The 20,724-nt window shown below is 50.8% G+C and carries 24 protein-coding genes; 2 read left to right on the top strand and 22 right to left on the bottom strand.

Features of this window, described 5'->3' with window-relative positions; all coding sequences use genetic code 11:
* Positions 1–629: 629 nt before the first annotated feature.
* Positions 630–1,166, bottom strand: a complete 537-nt coding sequence (locus E3J62_05935; GenBank protein ID TET45945.1) for a rubrerythrin family protein — start codon at positions 1,164–1,166, stop codon at positions 630–632.
* Between the two features lie 128 nt (positions 1,167–1,294).
* Positions 1,295–1,885 carry a transcriptional repressor gene (locus tag E3J62_05930; protein TET45944.1) on the bottom strand — a complete coding sequence of 197 codons (591 nt, stop codon included), beginning with the start codon at positions 1,883–1,885 and terminating at the stop codon, positions 1,295–1,297.
* A gap of 35 nt (positions 1,886–1,920) precedes the next feature.
* Between E3J62_05930 and E3J62_05925 the strand changes: the two genes are divergently transcribed.
* Positions 1,921–2,607, top strand: a complete 687-nt coding sequence (locus E3J62_05925) for a MarR family transcriptional regulator (GenBank protein TET45943.1) — start codon at positions 1,921–1,923, stop codon at positions 2,605–2,607.
* Positions 2,608–2,836: 229 nt separating this feature from the next.
* Complete coding sequence (locus E3J62_05920) at positions 2,837–3,721, top strand: RNA polymerase sigma factor RpoD/SigA (protein ID TET45942.1); 885 nt, start codon at positions 2,837–2,839, stop codon at positions 3,719–3,721.
* Here the strand turns inward: E3J62_05920 and menA are convergent.
* The 20 genes from menA to E3J62_05820 all read right to left on the bottom strand — a co-directional run bounded on the left by menA (position 3,714) and on the right by E3J62_05820 (position 20,385).
* Entirely contained in the window at positions 3,714–4,631 is a 918-nt protein-coding gene (gene menA, locus E3J62_05915; protein ID TET45941.1) for a 1,4-dihydroxy-2-naphthoate octaprenyltransferase, read from the bottom strand. The genes E3J62_05920 and menA overlap by 8 nt on opposite strands.
* A gap of 3 nt (positions 4,632–4,634) precedes the next feature.
* A complete protein-coding gene (locus tag E3J62_05910) occupies positions 4,635–4,931 on the bottom strand; it encodes an MTH1187 family thiamine-binding protein (GenBank protein ID TET45940.1) in 297 nt (98 codons plus the stop codon).
* Between the two features lie 79 nt (positions 4,932–5,010).
* Positions 5,011–6,441, bottom strand: a complete 1,431-nt coding sequence (locus E3J62_05905; GenBank protein ID TET45939.1) for an RtcB family protein — start codon at positions 6,439–6,441, stop codon at positions 5,011–5,013.
* 9 nt (positions 6,442–6,450) lie between these two features.
* Positions 6,451–6,864, bottom strand: a complete 414-nt coding sequence (locus E3J62_05900; GenBank protein ID TET45938.1) for an archease — start codon at positions 6,862–6,864, stop codon at positions 6,451–6,453.
* 57 nt (positions 6,865–6,921) lie between these two features.
* Positions 6,922–9,831: an anaerobic glycerol-3-phosphate dehydrogenase subunit C gene (locus E3J62_05895; protein ID TET45937.1), complete on the bottom strand. Its 2,910-nt coding sequence runs from the start codon at positions 9,829–9,831 to the stop codon at positions 6,922–6,924.
* Positions 9,832–10,175: 344 nt separating this feature from the next.
* The gene (locus E3J62_05890) at positions 10,176–10,406 is read right to left on the bottom strand and encodes a sulfurtransferase TusA family protein (protein TET45936.1); all 231 of its coding nucleotides are present in this window, start codon (positions 10,404–10,406) and stop codon (positions 10,176–10,178) included.
* Positions 10,407–10,556: 150 nt separating this feature from the next.
* Entirely contained in the window at positions 10,557–11,585 is a 1,029-nt protein-coding gene (locus E3J62_05885; protein TET45935.1) for a thiamine biosynthesis protein, read from the bottom strand.
* 48 nt (positions 11,586–11,633) lie between these two features.
* On the bottom strand, positions 11,634–12,092 hold the full coding sequence (locus E3J62_05880) for an Rrf2 family transcriptional regulator (GenBank protein ID TET45934.1): 459 nt from the start codon (positions 12,090–12,092) through the stop codon (positions 11,634–11,636).
* The gene (locus E3J62_05875; GenBank protein TET45946.1) at positions 12,035–12,337 is read right to left on the bottom strand and encodes a DUF59 domain-containing protein; all 303 of its coding nucleotides are present in this window, start codon (positions 12,335–12,337) and stop codon (positions 12,035–12,037) included. Before E3J62_05875 ends, E3J62_05880 begins: the two co-directional genes overlap by 58 nt.
* Position 12,338: 1 nt before the next feature.
* The gene (trxA, locus tag E3J62_05870; protein TET45933.1) at positions 12,339–12,689 is read right to left on the bottom strand and encodes a thioredoxin; all 351 of its coding nucleotides are present in this window, start codon (positions 12,687–12,689) and stop codon (positions 12,339–12,341) included.
* A gap of 17 nt (positions 12,690–12,706) precedes the next feature.
* Complete coding sequence (gene nifU / locus E3J62_05865) at positions 12,707–13,090, bottom strand: Fe-S cluster assembly scaffold protein NifU (protein TET45932.1); 384 nt, start codon at positions 13,088–13,090, stop codon at positions 12,707–12,709.
* A gap of 196 nt (positions 13,091–13,286) precedes the next feature.
* Complete coding sequence (locus E3J62_05860; protein TET45931.1) at positions 13,287–14,117, bottom strand: heterodisulfide reductase subunit F; 831 nt, start codon at positions 14,115–14,117, stop codon at positions 13,287–13,289.
* Between the two features lie 3 nt (positions 14,118–14,120).
* Positions 14,121–15,134, bottom strand: a complete 1,014-nt coding sequence (locus E3J62_05855; GenBank protein TET45930.1) for a heterodisulfide reductase subunit A — start codon at positions 15,132–15,134, stop codon at positions 14,121–14,123.
* A gap of 31 nt (positions 15,135–15,165) precedes the next feature.
* Positions 15,166–16,050 carry a Fe-S oxidoreductase gene (locus E3J62_05850; protein TET45929.1) on the bottom strand — a complete coding sequence of 295 codons (885 nt, stop codon included), beginning with the start codon at positions 16,048–16,050 and terminating at the stop codon, positions 15,166–15,168.
* Positions 16,043–16,675, bottom strand: a complete 633-nt coding sequence (locus E3J62_05845; GenBank protein TET45928.1) for a periplasmic heavy metal sensor — start codon at positions 16,673–16,675, stop codon at positions 16,043–16,045. The genes E3J62_05850 and E3J62_05845 overlap by 8 nt, the downstream gene beginning before the upstream one ends.
* On the bottom strand, positions 16,584–16,952 hold the full coding sequence (locus E3J62_05840) for a hydrogenase iron-sulfur subunit (protein TET45927.1): 369 nt from the start codon (positions 16,950–16,952) through the stop codon (positions 16,584–16,586). The genes E3J62_05845 and E3J62_05840 overlap by 92 nt, the downstream gene beginning before the upstream one ends.
* 324 nt (positions 16,953–17,276) lie before the next feature.
* Positions 17,277–18,065: an RnfABCDGE type electron transport complex subunit B gene (locus E3J62_05835; protein TET45926.1), complete on the bottom strand. Its 789-nt coding sequence runs from the start codon at positions 18,063–18,065 to the stop codon at positions 17,277–17,279.
* A 3-nt stretch (positions 18,066–18,068) separates the two neighbouring features.
* Entirely contained in the window at positions 18,069–19,847 is a 1,779-nt protein-coding gene (locus E3J62_05830) for a glutamate synthase (GenBank protein TET45925.1), read from the bottom strand.
* Positions 19,808–20,044 (bottom strand): hypothetical protein, encoded by a 237-nt coding sequence (locus E3J62_05825; GenBank protein ID TET45924.1) that lies wholly within the window; start codon positions 20,042–20,044, stop codon positions 19,808–19,810. The genes E3J62_05830 and E3J62_05825 overlap by 40 nt, the downstream gene beginning before the upstream one ends.
* Before the next feature lie 89 nt (positions 20,045–20,133).
* On the bottom strand, positions 20,134–20,385 hold the full coding sequence (locus E3J62_05820) for a YfhL family 4Fe-4S dicluster ferredoxin (GenBank protein TET45923.1): 252 nt from the start codon (positions 20,383–20,385) through the stop codon (positions 20,134–20,136).
* Positions 20,386–20,724 lie beyond the last annotated feature (339 nt).

Genomic DNA, 20,724 nt, shown 5'->3' with positions numbered 1-20,724 from the left:
ACGCCGACGAAGGATCAAAAATGCCTCGTCTTTTCTCTGGAAAAGCCGGGCCTTTTTGACTCCAGAATGACAAACGTTAATTTCTCATCCTGAGCGAAAGCGAAGGATCTGCTTTTGGGGTTTAGCTGTATAGGCATTAGCGATAAGCGTTGCAAAAGCAGATTCTTCGTCGGCATATTTCTCCTCCGTCGGCTCGGGCCGACGAAGGACCGGAAATGCCTCATCTTTTCCCTGGAAAAGCCGGGCCTTTTTGACTCCTCCAGAATGACAATAAGGGACAATGGACATGGGGACCTCGAAGAAGCCACCCCCGCCGACCATAGCAGGAACCGTGGAACGCCCCGGGCCGGCCTGCACCTTCATATCTTAGATCGCAGAGCTAAGACCGAAGATCTCGTACTTCGTCCTTTCTTGACTCACCCTCCCCTTTCTCCCTCCCGCCTGGGCCGTCCCACGGCCGCCCGTTTCACGGGCTCTCTCAAGGCAGGGGAAAGTCGGGGGTTCTTTGCAGTTTGCAGTTTGGAGTTTGCAGTTTACAGGAAGTAGATCCTTCAACTGCGTCCTTCGCCGGAGTTTATGCTGGACATAGGGACCTATTTCGTTCGTCCTTCGTCCTTCGTGATTCGTACCTAGCAAATCACACTTTTGTCCGCACTCGGTGCACCATCTATTTCCACGAACTTCTCTCTGGGGGCGCCGCAGATGGGACACTTTTCGGGTGGGGTGCCTTCCACTGTGTTACCACATATTTGACAGACCCAGATCTGCCCTGAGGAAAGGTCTTCTCCTTTTTCAACTGCAGACAGAGCCTTCTCATAAAGGCTGTGGTGAATCTCCTCTACCTTGTTGGCTCCCCCAAAAGTGATCGTCGCCTGAGTGTTTTTCTCCTCCTGTGCCTTTTCCAGAAACTCCGGATACATCTTCTTGAATTCATAGGATTCCCCAGCAATTGCCTCAAACAGGTTTTCCTTGGTGGATTTTACTCCACCCATTACCCTAAGGTGATTGTGTGCGTGCACGGTCTCCGCGGCAGCAGTTGCTCTAAACAGTTTTGCCACCTGGGGCTTCCCATCTTCCTCGGCCTTTTTGGCAAAGGCTAGATATTTTCTGTTCGCCTGGCTTTCACCAGCAAACGCGGCTTTCAAATTCTCATCTGTCTTAGACACGTTTCCTCCTGTGTTCAGAGTGAACAACCATAGAATACCTGGTAGCTACCTGTATATCACAAAGCCAGTACCAGGTCAAGGAATTGGGGATGCTAAGATTTCCCACTGCAAGCACAGCGCAGAAAGGATCAAGAGCCTGCCATGCAACTCGAGCAGATTCCCTTGAATTGGATGGTATGGGAAAGAATTTTGTACCCAGTTGCCTTTGATGCTGCCTTTTCTACGGTCCTCCTGAAGGGAATCATGACATCTTCCACCTTCCCACACTTCAGACAGAATATGTGATAATGGGGATCAGTTCTGAAATCGAATCTGGAGGCACCTTCACCGAAGTCAAGTTGCAAGACCAAGCCAGCATCTCTCATTTCTGACAGGTTTCTGTACACCGTCCCCAGGCTGATCCTGGGAAGGATTCTTCTCACCTGTGAGTAGACCCAATCTGCCGGCGGGTGTTCGCCCGTTGACCTTAGCACTGAGAGCACAGCCGTCCTCTGTTTGGTCATTCTGATTGTGCGGTCCCTTGCACGCTGCACCGAAAACCCCCGGGTCCAGAAGTCGTTGACAACAATTCTGATTATCATGATACTGTAAGTGCAAGACATGTCAAGTAGAGTCTGGCTCAGCCTGCATCTCATTTGCCTGCGGGCGTCCTCTCCACACATGAGATGGTCTGCAAGAATCCTCATTTTTTTCTTGACAAGAAATGCTGACCGGGTCATAATCTAGTTAGGATTCCTAACTAGATGGGAAAGACATGACCAGCAACCCTAAGCGACACGTGCCCAAATCAGCCTCGACGAACAAAATGAAGCTGACTCGAAGTTTGACGAGACAGCGGGGGAACGTGGAAAAGAAGATTGCTGCTGCGCTGGAAAGGCTCTCCTTAGTATCCAAGAACCTGTTGTGGGATGCAGCGAAGAAAGAGGGTCTTGCTGCAAAAGGGCTAAGCCCCATCCAAATCCAGCTTCTACTCTGTCTGTTGAACCATCTCAAAAGACAGTGCAGGGTGAGCCAGCTTGCCAGAGAATTTGGCCTTACTCAGGCGACGGTGAGCGATGCGGTAAAATCCCTTGTTCTGAAGGGCTTCCTCCTCAGAGAACCATCTGCCGAGGATGGCCGCTCGCACACGCTAAAACTCACCCCATCTGGCAGGAGATTGGCGAAAAAGCTGTCAAACTGGCAGAGCGCGATCACCGAGCAGATCAAGGACTTTCCACCTGACGCCAAGATCACGGTGATGACGTTTTTGATGGAACTGATAAGGTCCCTCCAGAGGTCCGGAATCATTGAAGTCGCAAGGATGTGTTTCTCCTGCGGCAACTTCCAGGAGAATGCCCATCCTGGCAGCAAGAAACCACATCATTGCAATCTGACCAACACGCCGCTTGCTGTCATCGATCTGAACATTGACTGTCCGATGTATGAGGCTCTTATGACATAGCCACAAATCATCGACAATGGTGGAGGAGCTAATACCACAAGAAAAAGAATCAAGTGGAGAAAAGGGGCCAGGCAACTCCTGCCTCAACCCTGAAGTCCATTCTATCTCCCAAGACCCTCTTCCTCAAAATAACTGCAAACCCTGCACTCAAAAGAGGGGCTTGACAAACAGGGATTTATATGTATCTTAGTAAGGGTAATCGTTATCACTCGCAGTAGGAAAGGAAGAGATGAAGGCTGCAGCACTCCCCGCGAGAAGGACCTTCCCAAGAGACTCTGACCCCGAAGACCAGAGGCTTCTCAACGACTACCTTGACGAGATGGGCCAAGTGCCCTTGCTCTCCAAGATGGAGGAGAAAGATCTGGCCAGAAGAGCGAGGCTGGGTGATGAAGACGCAAGACACAGACTGGTTGCGGCCAATCTTCGTTTCGTGGTCAGTGTCGCTAAGGCTTACTACAGTCCCCAGCATTCCCTTCTGGACCTTGTAAATGAGGGAAACGTTGGGCTCATCAGGGCTGCCGCAAGATTCGACGAACGGAAGGGCGTACGTTTCATATCTTACGCCATCTGGTTCATAAAGCAGTCAATCCTCAGGGCAATCTCTGAATACAGCCGGGTCATGCGACTGCCGACTAATGTGACTGATAGAATCAAGACGATAAACAAGACCTCTGACAGGATGAGAACACTCAACGGGAGAGAGCCGACGTCCGAAGAACTCGGACACGAGCTGGGTCTCAAGGCCAAGGATGTCGAAAGGGCGATTGAGATGGCTAAAACAGACCTGTCTATAGACGCGGTCTCTGGCGAGCACGGTGATGGAGACCCATTGTCAGCCTTCCTTAAATCGAGCGCCTATCCCGGCCCCGAGGAAAGCCTCACTGGAAGCTTTCTCAGAAGCGACCTCGCACGAGCATTTGAGCACCTGAAAGCGAGGGAAGCAAAGATACTGAGACTCTACTACGGGCTTGAGGGTGAGCAACCCCACACCCTGGATGCGATTGGAAAGATGTTCGGATTGTCAAGAGAACGGATAAGGCAGACCAAAGAGGCCGCACTTAAGAAATTGAGGAAGTCTCCAAATATAGAGCTTCTTCAATCCTACATCAACTGAAGATGCCCTCCAGGACATAGGCGAGCGAAATAAGCAGGCCGACGGAGAGATGGAGCATAATTGTGCCGGCGTTGGCTGGTACAAGCAACTTCGGCTTATCATAATTCACCAGGGCTACTGATGTCGCCTTTGCTGCGATCGGAACTGACAGGAGAGCCAGGATCGCAAAGGGGCTCATCAATCTGAACCAGACAAAAACGAGAATCCACAGATAGGTGAGAGAGATTATGGCCAGATACAACCGGGAGCTTCTCTTTGTACCCAGTCTCACGACCAGAGTTCTTTTTCCTGTCAGAGAATCAGCCTTCACATCCTGAAATTGATTTATGAACAGAACTAGAAGAATGAGAAATGCGATCGGACCTGCTGCCAGGGCTGGTTCGAGAGCGAATCTTCCTGTCTGGACATAATAAGAACCTATGCTCATCAGTATGCCGAAGTTCACACCAACCACCAGTTCACCAACACCTCTGGACGCGAGCAGGAGAGGTGGTCCCGTATAGGAGTATCCACAGAGCATTCCTATAGCACCCAGAATGAGTATGGGATAACCTCTGTGTATGACCAGGACAACCCCGATCGCAGCCGCACCCAGGTACGCGAATATAGATTCCCACAGGACCTGCTTCGGGGTGAGCAGCCCTTTCTGGATCATGCGACTCCCGCCCGTGAAAGGCCTGACATAGTCAACATTGGCCTCATCATCCCCGCTTTTGTGGTCAAAAAAATCGTTTATGACATTCGTTCCAGCATGTAGAAGCACGCCCCCGGCGAGAGTCAGAAAAAAGAGCCCCCAGTGGAATTGGGCTGAGTGGTACCAGGCCACCGACGCACCGAGTATTACGGGTACGACGGAAGCGGTAAAGAACGGTGCTCTCAGTTCTTGCAGATAAAGGACCAACTTCTTCAAATCCTACCTCTTCTCCATGACAGATTTCTTCTTTCCTTCTATGGAAATGTCTCTGTCTCGCCTGTCGTCTATTAAGATTGTGGTCAGAACTCTCTTATGACCTGCCTGGAATGGAGTTTCATGCATCTGCATCACGACCTTCAATATCTCTTCGAGAGGTCCTTCGATGCTTGTTCCCATGCTGCCTAGCTCATACTTGAGCCCGCTCTGCTCCAGCGGCTTCAGAGCGGCAGCGACGTGCCGACTGAGTGAGACATCTGTGGTCCCAATCGGCAGCACAGTAACCTCTACAACAGCCACATCACCCTCCTCGCTTCGTACTCTGTTTTCTTGTACTTCGTAGTTTTCACTTTGTACTTTGTACTTCCTACCATGTGTATCAGCCTTTAATACATCCAAGCGGCTTGAGCATAGCCACTTTCCTGGCCAAGTCTGCTTTGTGGACAGCATCCACCACCTTAACCACATCTTTGTATGCCCCAGGGGCCTCCTCTGCCACGCCTGGATATGAATGGGCTCTGATCAGTATTCCGTTGTGCTCAAGCTCCTTCACCAACTTGTCTCCTCTCCAGATCCCCTTAGCTTTCTTCCTGGACATTGCCCTGCCAGCACCGTGACAGGCAGAACCGAATGCTCTCTCAGTTCCTGACTCAGTGCCGACCATTATGAATGAGCATGTCCCCATAGTGCCTCCGATGAGTACGGGCTGTCCTATTTCTGCATATTTCTTCGGTATCTCTGGCCTTCCGGGTCCAAATGCTCTGGTGGCTCCCTTTCGGTGCACATACAACTTCTTCTTCTTTCCATTAACAAGATGTTCTTCAACCTTGCAGGTATTGTGGCTTACATCGTAGATCATTTCCACAGTTGCCTGCGGAAGAACCTTGTCGAATACTTGCCTCACCATGTGACCGATCACCTGCCGGTTTGCCAGTGCGCAGTTTATTCCTGCGTACATGGCGGTCAGGTACTTCTGTCCCTCTTTCGATTTTATGGGCGCGCTGGCCAGTTCTCTGTCTTTCAGGTTGATTCCGTATCTGGAGGCTGCCGAACCCAGGTTTTTCAAGTAGTCTGTACCTATCTGGTGCCCAAGACCTCTAGAGCCACAATGGATCGCCACCAGAATGTCATTCTCCTCGACTCCCATTACCTCAGCTGCAACTCTGTCGTAAACCTCGCACACATACTGGACTTCGAGATAGTGATTACCTGAGCCGAGCGTGCCCACCTGCTTGGCTTCTCTCTTCTTGGCATGGTCAGAGACATTTCCAGGATCGGCGCCCTGCATCATTCCTCTCTCCTCTGTGTATTCGAGGTCCTCCTTTATCCCGTAGCCTCTGTCCACGGCCCAGACCGCACCTCCACGCAACACCTCGTCTATCTCATAGCCTTTCAGTTTTATCTCACCAGTTGAACCCAGACCTGCCGGTACAGTTCTGAACAGAGAGTCAACTAACTCTCTCACTTTCGGTTCTACCTCTTCCCTGGTAAGTCCAGTTTTGAGAGTTCTCACTCCACAGGCGATATCAAAACCCACGCCTCCCATTGATATTATTCCTTCTTCATCAGGATCGAAGGCCGCAACCCCACCAATTGGGAAACCGTAGCCCCAATGTGCGTCAGGCATGCCCAGGGATGCTGTTTGAATCCCAGGCAGGCAGGCCACATTGGTAAGCTGTTCTCGTACCTTTTCGTCCATCTCTTCGATCAATTCTTCAGTGGCAAATACACGACATGGAACATTCATATCGTCAGTTCTGGGAATCTCCCATTCGTACTCATCTATTCTCTTGAGGCTGGACTTTTTCATAGGGACCTCCTATACGTCAACCACACACTGAGCTACGAACCTGTCATTCGTCTTCTCTACTTTAAGCATATGGTAGGTTGCGGCTTTGACCTCTACAACTGGTTTATGCTTCTCATATTTGAGTTCTTCACCCATGGCCCAACCTGTCAGGTTTCCCCCATCAATCTTTACATCAAACCTGGAAAAGACGAGGCCTTCTGAGTCTGCGACTGAGAGGAGGGAATTTAGCCACTCCACAAAGAGTGTCTCCAGGTCATCAGCGGAACAGTCAATATCACGTCTCTCTTTGCCCTCCACGGATCCAATATCAACCATGACTGAAAACAGGGCTTTCGCACCGTTCTCAAAAGCCTCCTCAGCAGTCTGGCCATACCCCCTTATCCCCATGTCCGCTTTGTGCTCAAATGTCTCAAAATCTTTCATCACTACACCCTTAGACAACAGAATTCTAAAGAGAAGAAAAGAGTGCGTCAAGAGGATTCATATGCTTTCCTGTGCGTCAATAGCTGACATTCCGTTTTGATTGGCTGGCTGGCCATCTGCACAGGCAACCTCCAGCAGTTCAATAGGATGAATCACATCAAGACCTGTTCCCTGACTTATCTGAATTTTGCATGTGGGGCACTCGGTGATCACGACTGATGCGTCAGAACTCTTTATGCTCTCGAACAACGGTAAGCCTATTTGCTGTGAAATGTCAAAGTGACGGCGCTTGAATCCAAACGTGCCTCCTGTGCCGCAACAGCTATCTTCAATCTGGCCAAGTCTGAGTGAAAGTCTTTCTGCTATTTGCCCTATGGAATCTTCTTCAAGACCAAGAGCTTTCAGGTGGCATGGCGCATGATAGACCGTACGAGGAAGAGCCTTCAGGGCCTTAGCTCTGAGCTCGCCGTGCGCGACAAGGTCCAGTACGAAGGCGGTCGCATCGCGCACCATTCCGGCAACCACCTGAGCTTCTTCTGTTCCCAGAAGCTCGATGTACTCTTTTTTCAGAGCAAGCGCGCAGCTCGGACACGTTGCCACTATTGGTATTCCCTTTGAGGCAAATGGCAGAAGGACCCTGATATTCCCTTCAGCCCTCTTTCGTGCTCCATCCAGGTCTCCCAGAGAAAGGCTGGGTATCCCGCAGCAGGATAGGTCTGGAACTACTAGTTCCATATCTGCGCGTTCCAAAAGATTGGACAGGCTTTGACCAAGTCTGGCATCCATGAAGTTCACAAAACACCCCGGGAAGTAGACCACAACCGTCCTCCCACGCAGCAGTGAAGATTTCTTCTTCAGCTTGAACTGCCCCTTGTTAAATGGCGGCATGTCGCGCGCCCTGCTCAGCCCAGACAGCCACTCAACCACCGCTCTCATCGGGACAATTCTCATCAAGAAGTTGGACACCAGGGCTGAACGCGAAGCCAGGCGACCGACGCTTTCAAAATTGCAGAACATCCTGTCAGAGAGAGGCATTCCATGCCTTTTGACAATCTCTGCCTTTGCGAGCCTCGTCAGGAGAGGCATATTCACCTCTGTGGGGCACTCGCTCAGGCACATCCTGCACTGGTAGCACATGCCTATCAGTTCTCTGAACTGAGGATCACCAATCAGCTCGTCGGGTTTCAGCCTGCCCCTCACCAAGGCCCGGAGCAAGTTAGCTTTAGCCCTCGGGGTGTATTTCTCATCGCCAAGCGCTTTGTAGACCGGACACATCGTTGTATCCACCGCAGACCTGCACATTCCGCACCCGTGACACCTCTCAATCTGCTCTATCAGATTCTTGTCATCAAAACCGGTTCCTGTAGCAACATTTTCATAGGACGCTCCGAACCTCAAATCTTCGGAGATCGAATCCTTATCACAAATCTTTTTGCCTGGATTCAGAATCCCCTTTGGATCGAAAATCCTTTTTGTCCAGAAGAATAGTTCATAGAGGGGGCCACTGAAATCCTTCAGGAATGGTGCGCGGACAAGCCCATCTCCATGTTCGCCAGAAGGGGACCCTTCCAGTCCTCTGACCAGACTGTACACCTCTCCTGCCACAGCTTCCATCTTTTCTATGTCCTTTTGACGACTCAGATCGAGAAGTGGACGCACGTGTATGTTCCCTTCGCCTGCATGACCGTATGCCGCTGAATCAACTGCGTAGTTCTCAAGAATTGCATGGAGACCGTTAAGAAAGTCCGGCAGCCGCTGCGGAGGAACAACAACGTCCTCGATGAAAGGTATCGGCCTTCGCCTTCCTGTACTCTTCATAACCATGGGGACGGCGGCCTTTCTCAGTCTCCAGAGTTTTTCCATCTGTCCCTTATCGTGTGCCAGCACGCCACCTGTGCCGAGACCAATCTCGTCTACCACACGTCCCCTGAGGTCGATACCCTTCGCTTCTATGCTGGCATCTTCCCCCTCAAATTCTACCAGGAGAATGGCTTCCGTATCCTGAGGAATCAGATCTTCGAGGTCGGGCACCAACTCTTTGGCCGCGCCCAAAAAAGTTCTGTCCATAAGCTCGATGCTAGCTGGTTGAAACTGTCTCGCCTCCGTGACAGCTTCGCCTATCTTGCGGAGATCATCGAAGAAGAGAAGAAGAACACAGCTGTCTTCAGGCAAATCAACAATTCTCAGAGTCGCTTCGGTGACCACTCCAAGGGTGCCTTCGGATCCTACAACCACTTTGGTAAGATCCAGGATTCCATTTACAAAAGCCTCCTTCAAATTGTATCCGCTGGAGTTCTTCTCCACCTTCGGGGAGTACTCTTCTATGAGCTCCTTGTTGCGCCACAGGAGCCCTAACATGGAGGTATATATCGCACCCTCCTGGGTTTCTTTGCTCTTGATGACTCCCAGCTCGGGTGAATCCCAGGCAAGGGAAGTGATCTCTACGATTTCCCCATTACAGAGGACCACTTCCAGAGAAGCCACATAGTCCTTGGTCGCCCCGTACTTCAGGCTATGAGACCCGCTCGAATTGTTGGCAATCATACCCCCTATTGTGCAGTAGTCACTACTCGATGGGTCGGGTGGAAAGAACCTACCCCTGGGCTTCAGAGTCTTGTTGAGGTTCGACAAGACCACGCCCGGCTGAACTCGAACCATCCAGTCGTCTTCATTCACCTTCAGGACGTGGTTCATGTGCCTGGACAGATCGATGATAATTCCTTCACCAACGCTCTGGCCGGCCAGCCCCGACCCAGCTCCGCGGGGGGTGACTGGAATGCCATGTCTGTAGCAGTATCCCATGACAGCAGCAACATCATGTTTGTCTTTCGGATAGACAACCGCCGCTGGTTCTATCTCGTAAATGCAAGCAGCAGAGCTATAAAGTGTCCTGTGCAGATTATCACAGAACACCTCCCCCCTCACAAGCGGTCTGAGGCCCTTACAAATAGTCTGCGAGTTAACCATAAGTCATTCTCTTGGCTTGTCATCAACACATAATACATTATATGCAATAAGGTGCAATAAGAAACCATCCATTCCCCACTCTCATCCCGTCACCAAGTACAAAGTACAAATTACGAAGACAAAACGAAGGGCCATCGTACGTTCAACGATTCAAGTTTATGGGAGATAAGTTGTTCAAGGAGCTAAAAGGCTTAAGCTTATTGCTATGGGTTGTTCAAGAGGTTCAAATGTTCAACGATTGAAGGGTATGGCAAAAAGTTGTTCAAGGAGTCTAAGGGTTCTGAAGTTGACGAGTGAAGAGAGTGAGGGTAGGGCTTTCGTAATCAGTAATTCGTACTTCGTTATCAGGTGGCCTTTTTTATGTAGACCTTATACTCTCCGTCCGACTCCTCAATACCAACGAGTTCATTACCGGTCGATTTGCACCAGGCCGGCATATCTTCTTTTACACCTGGATCGTCGGACACAATCTTCAGAACCTCTCCAGGTTTCATCTTCTTCATCTTCTCCGCGGTCTTGACAATCGGCATGGGGCAGAGAAGACCCAATGTGTCTACCGCGTGATCTGCCTTCAACTCCAGCTCCTTCCCGCCAATTCGGCCTCATCCATGACTTGGATAAAAAGGTTCACGTTCCCTTCTGATTCATTACCCAAGTATGTGGAGACCTCAGGAACATTCATGACCCCCATGGTGGTTGTCAAACCGTAACACACTACTCCACGATTATACTCTGAGACTATCGATTTCATTACCTGCTGGTTCAACTTCTAACACACCAGACTCACCACCATACCGCCATTCTACTCTAACCACGTTCTGATTCTTCCCGTCGCTGTACCTCGCAGTAATCGCAGCCACACTCCTTTTCTCGTCTGCGGACATATCTCCTTCCACAAGAGTCAAGGGTCCTTCGAAATCCAGAGCCATAAATACCCATCTATTGTCCACATAACTCTCTAGAAAGTTGTTCTCACCTTCATCTCTACCGACTATCACCTTCGCTGCCTCTGAAATCCTGAAGTGTCTGCCCACTTTTAGTAGAATGACATCTTCTTTGGACACAGAGTCCTTCCCCTTATGTGCGTAAAGGTCTTTCAGTTTTGCTGCATAGTTCTTATCAGTCAGGAAACAGCACCCCCCAGCAGGCTGTGGGTAGTCCACTATTCCGTACTGTTCGGCAAGTACAAACTGCTCCTTCCGACCTCTTCCACTTATCCCATAGAGCATTTCTCTATCCACCCATCCTTCTGTTTCCGGAAGCGTTGGTGGAAGCAGCTTTGCAGAAAGGGGACGGAGAAGCAGACCCTCGAGTCCGCTTTCCTTTTCAATCAGTCTGAGTTGATTTTTGTGTTGAGACATCGGGCGCTGGCCAAGAACCTCGCCCGTAAACACGAACTTCGCGCCAGTCGATTCCATTCTGAGTCTTGCATTCTTCAGCATGAGTATCCTGCAGTCTATGCACGGATTGATTGCAGATCCGTATCCGAACCTTGGATGGGCAACCACGGATAGATACTCATCAAATATGTCAACTATGTCCACGCTAACCTCAATGTCTGCTCCTGCCCTCAGGGCCTCATTTCTTCCCCTTCGCCCGCTTCTGCCCATCTTTCTTCTGTGCTCAACGATACAGAATCCGGTGTAGAAGTTAACGGCATCCACCTCAACACCTTGCTCCTTCATGATTCTGGCTGCCAGAGTGCTATCGAGACCACCTGAAAGAAGACCAACAGCTCTCACGCCACCACTCATCTCTTTTAGAGCACCTCTGTGTGGATCTGTCTCAGTTTCCTATCCCTATTAGACAACGTGGGCCAGGGTGGTGGTTTCCAGCACCTCTTCTATCCTATCACTCAGCTTCTCCCAGAGTACCCTGGCCAGGCAGGAATCCAACCGGTTGCAAGGCAGTTTCATGGAAGATTCCTCAAAACAGTCACACAGCACGACCGGCCCGTCGAGCGCACTAATGATGCTCAGCAGGCTGATATCACCAGGAGTCCTGGCGAGTTCAAAACCGCCTCCAGGGCCCCTGACAGACTTGATGAGACCAGCCTCTCTCAGTTTTCCAAGGAGGTGCTCAAGATATGACATGGGTATGCCCTCTCTGTCAGATATGGTCCTCGCACTGACAGGCCCCTTGCCATGCGTTTTGGAGAGCTCAACCATGGCTCTCAAACCGTACCTTGATCTAGAAGAAATCCTCACTTCACGAGACCCAGGTGCTTCTTTGCCGCCTCTGACATCATCTCTGGCTTCCACGGCGGATCCCAAACCACCTGGACATTCGCCTCCTTAACACCATCGATTTGAGAAATTCTGTTCTGCGCATTCTCCCTCATGACTGAGTGGAGGGGACATCCAGGAGCGGTCAGAGTCATCTTCACATCTACCTTGTCATCCTCAACAGTCACATCATATATCAGACCCAAATCCACAAGACTCACACCGAGCTCCGGATCCATCACTTCGCTCAAAGCTTTCAATACCTCGTCCTTAGTGATCACTTCATTCCCCTTTCTCTTCGTCCTTTTTTCCAATCGCGTTCTCCACCTTGTTCTGGAAATACTCCTTTGGACATGCTCCCACTATCGTTTCCACGCACTCCCCGGATTTGAATATCATAATGGTGGGAATGCTCCTTACCCCGAAGCGCGCAGCTACACTCGGCGCCTCATCAACGTTCACTTTCGCAAAACTTGCCTGACCTTCGAACATGTTGGACAACTCTTCAACAATAGGTCCAACCATCCTGCACGGCGTACACCAGGGGGCCCAAAAATCGACCAGGACAGGCTTCTCCGACTTCATAACTTTCTCCTCGAAATCGCCGTCACCAACATCCATTACAGCCATCATGCCACCACCTTCCTTGACTAAGACTTATCTTTTTCCTGCTGTTTTTTCTGGTAATCCTCGATGGCAGCCTTTATCCCCTGCTCGGCAAGAACAGAGCAGTGCATCTTGATAGGGGGAAGTCCCTCGAGCGCCTCTGCCACGGCCTTGTTAGTCAGGGCGAGGGCCTCTTGGACCGTTTTGCCCTTGATCATCTCTGTTGCCATGGAGCTGGTTGCTATGGCTGCCGCACAGCCGAAAGTCAAGACCTTCACATCTCTGATAACGTCATCCTTCACTTTTATGAACACTTTCATCAGGTCCCCACAGACAGGGTTCCCCACTTCACCCACACCGTCGGCATCACCGATCTCACCGACATTTCTGGGGTGCTGAAAGTGGTCCATAACCTTATCACTATACACTACCAACCTCCCTGGCTAGGTGAACAGCATAATATGCCTTAACTGACCAATCTTGTCAAGTATTTTGCGGCAAAAACATGTTCCCGAAGTACAACGTACAAAGAGCAAAGTACAAGGTACTGTTTGTGTGTAACTTCGTACGTTGCAATTCGTACTCTGCCCTTCTCTCTGCAGAGTCCTTCTCTGTACAGAGTAATTAGTAATCTGGTGGGAATTCTGCTATCTCGGCTGCGGTGAAGACAGGACCGTCCTTGCACACATAGACCTTCCCAATGTTGCATCTGCCGCATTTGCCAAGTCCACACTTCATCCTGTTTTCAAGAGTGGTGTAAATATCCTTTCTCTTGAAACCATGTTGGACAAGGACGGCAACGGTGATCTTGATCATAATGGGAGGCCCGCACACAATCGCTACCGAGTTTTCGGGTTTGGGCGCCAGTTCTTCCAGTACACTGGGGACAAACCCAACCTTCCCATCCCAGTCTTTGCTCTCTCCGCCTGGGTCCACGGTTTTGATCAAGTCAATCTTGCTGCTCTTTTCGTATTCTGCCAGCTCTCGTTTATAGACCAACTCATCAATAGAGCGGGCTCCGTACAGGAGGACAACCTTCTTGTAGTCGTTTCTGTTTTCAAGAACCGATAGAAGACTCGACCTTATTGCAGAGAATCCTATGCCCCCCGCAATGAAGAATACTTTCTTGCCCTTCATCTCATCCAGGGGGAACCAATTCCCGTATGGCCCTCTGAATCCTATGATATCGCCGACATTGGTGCTCGTCAGAGAACTCGTGACCTTCCCTATCTTCTTGATGGAGCAGGCAATTTGCCCCTTGGTGAAAGGCGAAGAGGCAATGGCAAGCGCACACTCTCCTTCTCCGAATGCGCCAAAAAGGCCAAACTGACCTGGCTTGAATGAGAACCTTTTTGCGAGAGATCCATCCTGAAAGTCCATCACGAGAGTGATGATCTCAGATGTCTCAGGTAGAACCTCGCTCACCTTAAGTAGATCCGGGGAATAGATGGACATCTCTTAAATCCTCGAAGAAATCTCCTCCAGCACTTCAGCCAGATCCAAGGACACAGGACAGACACGAATGCATCTGCCACACCCTGTGCACAAGAATTTGCCGAACTTGTCCGGGTAGTAGTCAAATTTGTGCATTATTCTCTGCCTGTACCTCTTATGTTGCATATCCCGAGGATTGTATCCGGACGCGTGAGCGGTGAAATGCCAGAGAGTGCACGCATCCCAGTTTTTCCTCCGTTCACCAGATGTGCCCACTGGCTCATCCACAATGTCAAAACAATGGCAGGTGGGACACACGAACGTGCACGCGGCACAGCCTATACACTTGGTGCACATTTTCTCCCAGAGAGGATCCTCGAAGTTGGACTCCAGCCATCCGGGTACCCCTTCGGACTTGAACTTTCTGGTGATGAGCTTGCTGGCACTCACCGCTGACCTTCTCCTATCTTCACTACTTCCCTTCTCCTTCAAATCGAGAAGCGAGGCAAGCTTCTCCCCCTTTTTGGTCAAGACCTCTGCCAGGAAGCCCTCTTCCGTCTTCACCATCAGAATGTCGCTCCCCTCGGGCGAGTCAGGGGCAAGCCCCATGGAGGTGCAGAAACAGTTGTTGTCCGCACATGTACAGGCTAGGCTCACTATGGTCGTTGAATCTCTTCTCGCCTTATAGAATTCATCCACGTAGTCCCACTCAAAGACCTTGTCCTGGATAGGAAGAGCAGCGGCATCACATGGACGACAGCCTACAACGAAAGTCTCTGGAAACTCTATCTCATGTTCTTCCACCTGCGGCATTTTGGTCCCAGTGGAAAACTTGAGAATCCCCTCAGTAGCAGGAAAGAAGAAACCCTTCATGGAACCTTCGGCCTGGAAGTACCCGAAATCAACCTCCTCTTTCCTCTTCACAGGAAGGAATCGATGTAACTTGCCGTCTCTAACGGGAGCTATCACCCTCTTTTCCAAGGACGTGAGCTTCTCCACCACGCTTTCGGGTGATTCTATTTTCAGGAGTTTCGCCAATCAGACTCCCTTCGAAAATAGTGACTGATACTCATCGTATCCACGAGTCGTCATCTTTCTCAGAGTAGGTTCTCAACGGCGGAGGAGTCTCCGTGTCCATGCCCGCAGTGTATTCAAACTTCTCCTTCATCTCCCTCTCGATCTCTCTATTTAGAAGGTCCAAGGGGATTTCGGCTGGGCACACTCGACTGCACTCCCCGCACCCTACGCACCTGCCTGCCAGATGCATCGCCCTTATTATATTCCAGGCAAAGTTTCCTCTCTCATGTGCGCTGGATTCGATCCACCGAGGCATCGTCTTGTCGCTGATGCATCTGTGGCAATAACAGAAGGGGCATACCTGCCTGCACGCATAGCAGCGTATACATTTTTCAAACTGATTCTTCCAGAATTTCTCCCGCTCCTCAACAGATTTTGAGAGGAGCTCTTTCACATCTTTGAAAGGGTCTTGTTCTTCAATGGACGGTACCTCTTCTCCCACAAGGTAGTCATAGGTGGTTGGGACCCTCACCCTGCAATATAAGCACTTTGAAGCCATGTTCTCTCTGGTCAGCTTGCCAGTCCAGTGGCTGAAGTCTTTGACCACACCTTCGCATCCTACCCCGATTATGACCACGTCCTCTCTCTTAAATTGGAACTCTTTTATGAGACCGAGAATTGACCTGACATCGCATCCCTTAGCAACAACGGCTGGTCTCCCTACCTCCTGAATCTCAGGCTTCTTCTTCGTAAGGTAGACTGTCAAATTGTTCAGACAAAGGGGATTGAAAACAAGCTTGTCAGTATCCCTGGTGTCCGTAACGAATATGGGGGTGGTCCTTTTGGGATCTGCCTTCGTAAAGGCATACCCTATGACCACCCCCACTTTTTCGCTTTTCAAAAGATCCTTGGCTATCTTGCGAAGCTCTTCACTCATCCTTGATAATTACCTTGTGCTCTATGCGCTTCTTCATGCCAGCACCCTTCATCCCCTTCAGCTTCTTCCTCTGTTCGGAGGTCAGGACCTTTTTGGCATCAACCATACCACGGATGCAGGCCTTTTGTATCTTCGCCTTCTGAGCGGCAATCTTGTCAATCATACGATCCACAGCCTTGATGTCGATCTCATCTTCACCCATTAGCCCGTGAAGTTCAAGCTCCATTTTCTGAATCTCAGCCCTATCATCGATCGCCTTTTTCTCCTGGTTCATCTTCATTGACTTCAGTTTCTTCACCTGGGCATCGGTCAGGCCGAGCTCATCCTTCATTCCTATGAAGCCCCCGGCACACTTATGTCTGCCCCCACACATCATCATGCCGAAGCCCATTCCGGGGCCGCACATCATGTCTCCGCCTTTACCCATCATCATCATTTTGGACGCCCCAGGACCACCCTTCATGCCCTCGCACGACTGCGTACTCGCGTACCCTACGGAGCAGAAAAGGACTATCAAAACAACTGCAAAAGTTCTAACCATGAGAACCTTCCTCCTCATCATTGCCAGTCTCCGCTGGCTGGTTCGAATTGATAAGGCCGATATCGCGCACCTGACCGGCTGCATCGTTCACGACATCAACCCACTTAGCACCCTCCGACGCCGAAACCCATGCAACCTGCAATCTGCGGGGATCCACCTCGCTAAAGCTCAATATTTTCTTGAAGATCGCAGACCTCCTTCTTGCGTTGTAGTCAACTGCGGCGTAGTGGCAGTCTCCGGGATGACATCCAGAGACTAACACTCCATCCGCGCTTCTCTCAAATGCCTTAAGAATGAACAATACGTTTGGCTTTCCCGTGCACGGAAGCTTTATCATGCGTACGTTCGGCTCGTATTTCATTCTTAAGGTCCCGGCCAGATCAGCACCAGCATGTGTACACTAGAGTTACAGACGAACACAGTTATTCTAGGTTCCCAACTAACTCAAATTTATTTCGGCGCAAATCTGCTTGCGGTTGAACCCGGCAAGTTCCCCAACATTTGAAGGACGTCCTGCCGTGCAGTTACCACACTGGTAGCTTTTCCAAGCACTGTGGCCCGTGACACACTCAACTTCTCTGACGAACCGTGATGAGAGTCCTTCTGAATTGAGCAATAGCTTCATTTACTACTCCAGGTGGTCTGTTTGGCTGGTCTGGAAGGGACTATCTCACCTTGTGTGAACCTATCGTAGAACAAAACTCTTTGTCGGACAGATCTTGTTGGCTTCCGGCCACTCCTTGATCTTCTGCGAGTCCATTTTTGGCAGCCAGCCATCCATCTCTATGCCTTCTGGACCTTTCTTCGCACAGACAGTGCACCCGATACAGCCGACCGAACAGACTTTCTTCACCTTCGGCCCTCTGTCCCTGGACATGCAGCCAAGATATACTTTCACATCGCGATCAACCAGAGCCAACAAACCTCTGGGGCACGTGGATACACAGATTCCACAGGCTGTACACTTCTCCTCGAAAACGACGGGAAGGCGATTATCACTCATGGCCATGGCATCATACGGGCAGGCCTCCGCGCACGAGCCCAGACCAACACATCCGTAGACGCATCCTTTGGCGCCGTTTCCCACCAGCAAAGCAGCGGTGCAGTCATTGATACCCTCGTATTCGAACCTGAACTCTGCCTCACGCTTCCCCCCTCCGCACTGAAGCACAGCAACCCTGGGAAGAACCTCTCCAGCCTCAACACCCATTACTTTTGCGATCATTTTCGCAGTCTCGGCTCCGCCAGGGGTACAAAGAGTAGGCTCAACCCCCGCCTTGGCCACGGCTTCAGCATATCCATTGCAACCAGGATATCCACATGCGCCGCAGTTCGCGCCCGGAAGGTTCTCAGCGATTTCTTCAATTCTCGGGTCCACATAGACCGCGAATTTTTTTGAAGCGTAGGCAAGACCGCCGCTGAGCAAAAGAGCCAGGCCACCAAGAACAAGTACAGACAAAAGTATTACCGACATGTCTTATTGCCCCCCTGAATCCGCTTTCGAAACTTCTCTCATCTCTATTGCATCCCTCGGGCACTCTGTGGAACAGATTCCACAACCCTTGCAATAGTCGTAGCTGAACCACAGCGCCTTTTTACCTCGTTTCCACCGGACCGCGAGATCCGGACAATATATCAAGCAATTTTCGCAGTAGTTGCATGTCCCGCAACTGAAACATCTATCCGCCTCCTTAACAACGGTCGAGCTGTCAGGCCCTTGATTCACCTCTTTGAATCCCTTTTTCCTCTCAGAAAGAGGTATCTTCGGTTGAGAAGGCCTTTCAATCTCTTCCAGGTAGTCGATGTTCAAGTCCTCGAATCTCGTTACGTAGTCGCTGTACTGCCTGCCGGACAATCTGATCGTCCCGGGCCGGATTCCCTTCTTCGATCCTCTCAAGAACCTGTCAATAGCTACGGCAGCGAACTTCCCTGAACCTATGGCATGAGTCACGGTGCCTTCACCAGTGGCCACATCACCGCAAGCAAAGACCGGCTTCACCGGAGTCGATCCGTATTTGTCGACTATCACTTTCCCATTTTTCTTTATCGACTCGGGCATGAAGGATGTGTCCGCGACCTCCCCGATCGCCGCGACAAGATTGTCCACCTTCACCTTGAATTCGCTCCCCTTTATGGGAATCGGCCTTCGCCTCCCGCTTCCATCAGGAGGCCCAAGCCTCATCCTCAAGCACTCAACGCGGCTCACCTTGCCAGCCCTGGCAATGACCCTTATGGGAGAGACGAGAAAATGGAGCTCAACCCCTTCCTCGATTGCGTCGTCAATCTCTTCAACAATGGCTGGCATTTCCCGCCGCGTTCTCCTGTAAAGGACAATCGGTGATTTTCCCAGTCTTAGTACTGATCTGGCAACATCCACCGCGGTATTTCCGCCACCTATTATCCCGACTCTCTTGCCAAGTTTCACTCTCTTGCCGGCGTTCAGTTTACGGAGCAGGTCAACGCCTGACAGGACCCCATCAAAGTCCTCCCCAGGAATGCCCAGAGCCCTGCTCCTGTGGAAACCGGTCGCCAGACAGACGGCATCGAACTTTGAAAGATCCTTCCACGAAAGGCTTTCCCCGAGCCGTGCACCGCACTCAATTCGGACACCTGAAGACTCAATCTGTCCGATCTCCGCGTCAAGGACATCTCTGGGGAGCCTGTAGGAAGGTATCCCTACCCGCATCATTCCACCTGGCTTGGACAGCGCTTCGAACACTGTCACCCTGTGACCGTATCTCCCAAGGAAATGGGCGCAGGAGAGCCCGCCGGGGCCGGAGCCCACCACTGCCACTTTCTTGCCGCTCTTGTTCTGCTTTCTGGGCCTCCACCCCTTCTCGAGAGCATAGTCTCCCAGAAACCTTTCTATGGCTCGTATCGCTATGCTCTCTCCAAGGGACTCTCTGTTGCACTCCTGCTCACAGAAATGGGGGCACACTCTGCCACATATTGCAGGCAGTGGGTTCTCGCTCTTGAGCAGGTCCACTGCTTCCTTGAATCTTCCCTGTTTTATGAGTGAGAGTTGCATAACAATGTCTTCACCCGAAGGACACATATTATTGCACGGAGGCATCTTGTCCGAGTAGTAAGGCTCGATGTTTTTCCAGCTGCCGGTCTTGTTGAAGAGGGTTGTAGCCAAGGAAATAGCTGTGATTGGGACTTCGCTCTCGCTCCCAAAAATGATGGGTTTGTCGTCGGTTGCAGATCTGCGCACGGCTAGGTCCCCTTCCTGCTCAGCTTGGCATGTAGAAGCCAGGAGTCATCACCCAATCTGTGTTTCTGAAAATCCCATTTATTGGATCTTTTCCGAGCCTCGGCGATAAGGAAATCGGGGTCAGCATCCTTCCCCAGCGAGGCAGTCAGGACGTCCCCGCTTCTCAATCTTCGCAAAGTTTCCAGAAGTCTGCTGAGCCTTGAGGTCTCGGCAGACTCGGAAAGGTTGAGTTCGCTCAATACCTCGCATCCTGAACAGAAGCACGGTTTTCCCTGCAACCTGGTCATCTGCAGGGCACTGATGCCGGAAAAATGGGGACAAAAAGAAACTATGCTTTAGGATGGAGCCTCTCGTACTTCTCAAGAAGTTCTTCCTTTGTCTCCTCCTTATCCGGATCCGGTATGCAACAGTCCATTGGGCAGACGCTCGAACACTGAGCCTCATCGTGTGCTCCAATACATTCAGTACAGAGGTTAGGATCGATTATATAAATCGGATCCCCCTCAGTGATCGCATCGTTCGGACATTCGTCTCTGCAAACATCGCAGGCAGTGCACTCTTCATTGATCTTGAGTGCCATACTTACACCTCCTTATTCGGGTTCACTCCCGCGTTTTTGACAACCTGTACACTTCTAACAGGCCACAATATAAAGATTAGCTAGGTTTGTGTCAAGAGAATTTTGAACCACAAAACCAGACCTTCAAAGTTCAAAATTGACCCCGTTCCACACCCTGACTCAAGCACAGACGTAATTTCGCAACGGAGAAGCAATAGTGTCATTGCGAGGGACGCAGTCCCGAAGCAATCTGGCACAAGCAGATCCTTCGACTCCGCCCAGGATGACAAAAAACTAATGTCATTCTGCCTGCCCCGTTCCACGGCATAAGTGTTAAGTTAAGCGGCCATTTCGGCCTCG

It is taken from the genome of candidate division TA06 bacterium (genome assembly GCA_004376575.1).
Taxonomy (GTDB): Bacteria; Hydrothermota; DG-26; order E44-bin18; family E44-bin18; genus E44-bin18.
This window is presented reverse-complemented; position numbering and strand designations above follow the sequence as displayed.